Origin of the sequence: Streptomyces noursei (assembly GCF_001646665.1) — a bacterium.
Classification (GTDB): domain Bacteria; phylum Actinomycetota; class Actinomycetes; order Streptomycetales; family Streptomycetaceae; genus Streptomyces; species Streptomyces lavendulocolor.
Map to the genome: position 1 here is coordinate 1 of NZ_LWBU01000006.1, position 1,781 is coordinate 1,781.

Here is a 1,781-nt window from a genome sequence, read left to right on the forward strand (position 1 = left end):
CCCCGCCCCGGCCCCGGCCCGCCGGCTGACGGCTGCTCCGTCATCCGCCCCAGCCCCGACTCTCACCCCGGACCCGCCCCCACCCCCGGACCCCACATCAGCTCCCGCCCCAGCCCCGGCCCCCGCCCCCGGGGGTCCGTGGCGGCCTTCCCCGGGCCCCGTTTTGGACCCCTTCCCCGAACCCGCTTTGGACCTGTTCACCGGACCATCGTGCCGCCGAGGCTTTGATCATGAGCACCGCATCCCCGTCACCCGCCTACGTCCACGGCTACTCCCCGGACGAGTCACGCCGTCTGGGAGCACAGGCCGACACCCTCGCCGCGCTGCTCCACTCCGGCACCGCGTACCCGCCGGGCAGCCGGGTCCTGGAGGCGGGGTGCGGGGTCGGGGCCCAGACGGTGCACCTGGCACGGTCGAGCCCCGGTGCCCGGCTCGTCTCCGTCGACGTCTCCGCCGCCTCCCTCGACCGGGCGCGCACGCGTGTGGCGGCGCAGGTCCCGGACGCCCGGGTGGAGTGGCACCGCGCCGACCTGCACGCCCTGCCCTTCCCCGACGCCACCTTCGACCACGTCTTCGTGTGCTTCGTGCTGGAGCACCTGCCCGACCCGGAGGGGGCCCTGACAGCCCTGCGGCGGGTGCTGCGCCCGGGCGGCACCCTCACCGTGATCGAGGGCGACCACGGCTCGGCGTTCTTCCACCCCGACAGCCGCCACGCGCGCGTGGCCATCGACGCCCAGGTCCGCCTCCAGGCGGCGGCGGGCGGCGACGCACTGATCGGCCGCAGGCTGCAACCGCTGCTGTCCGCCGCCGGGTACGGCGACGTCGTCGTCCGGCCGCGCACGGTGTACGCCGACCGGACGCGGCCCGCGCTGGCCGAGGGGTTCACCCGCGACACGTTCGTCGCCATGATCGAGGCCGTCCGGGACGACGCGCTCGCGGCGGGGCTGGTCACATCCGCCGACTGGGAGCGGGGGATCGCCGACCTGCGCCGTACGGCGGGCCCGGGCGGCCCCCTTCCACTACGCGTTCTTCAAGGCGACGGCCACGCGGCCGGTCTCCCCCGGGGCCGTTCCCTTACCCGGCCCCGGCGCCCCCCCGGGCCCCCGCGGCCCNNCCGGCCCCGGGCGCCCGCCGGGTCCTCGGCGGCCCTCCTCGCTCACGGGGTGGAGAGCTCCGCCCCGTCCTCCATGATGGGCCGGATGACGACCGGGTACTCGGGCGCGCCCTCCGGCTGGGGGCAGCGGGCGACGCGCGCCGCGATCTCGGTGACGCGGTCCAGGCTCGCGCAGTCGAGCACCCAGTAGCCGGCCAGCAGTTGCTCGGTCCGTCCGTACGGGTCGTCCTTCACGACCGGCCGGCCGTCCTCGCCGAGGCTGACGAAACGGGTGCGGCGCGGCTCGGCGAGCCCCTGGCCGTCGACGAGTTCACCGTTCGCGGCGAGTTCGTCGTTGATCTCCTCCATGAACGCGAACATCGTCCGCATGTCCTGCTCGGTCCAGGCGGGACTGCCCGGGGAGGGGTTGCCGGTCATGGCGTCGTAGTCCGCCTGTGTGCCCTGCACCATCATCAGGTACTTCATGATGCCGCTCCTCTCGATGCGGCCAGCCTCACAGATCCGCGAGGACCGCGCGCGGGGCGACTGGGCCCGTTGGCCGTGTCCGTCCCCCCGCCGGGAGCCGGGGCGCGCCCGATCGGGGGACGACCGCCTTCACCGCCCGTGGAACCGGTCATACGATCATCGCCGGCTTCCCGACCTTCCGACCGAAGGGCCCCTGTGAAGA

2 protein-coding genes are annotated in these 1,781 nt (G+C 75.2%); one reads left to right on the forward strand and one right to left on the reverse strand.

Going from position 1 to position 1,781, the window contains the following annotated elements:
• Nucleotides 1-230: 230 nt before the first annotated feature.
• Nucleotides 231-1,112: methyltransferase domain-containing protein (locus tag A4V12_RS35980; protein WP_234372024.1), on the forward strand; the 882-nt coding region annotated here is incomplete at its 3' end.
• Nucleotides 1,113-1,156: 44 nt separating this feature from the next.
• Here the strand turns inward: A4V12_RS35980 and A4V12_RS00705 are convergent.
• Nucleotides 1,157-1,579, reverse strand: coding sequence for a YciI family protein (locus A4V12_RS00705; RefSeq protein WP_064067178.1), 423 nt, complete (start codon nucleotides 1,577-1,579; stop codon nucleotides 1,157-1,159).
• Nucleotides 1,580-1,781 lie beyond the last annotated feature (202 nt).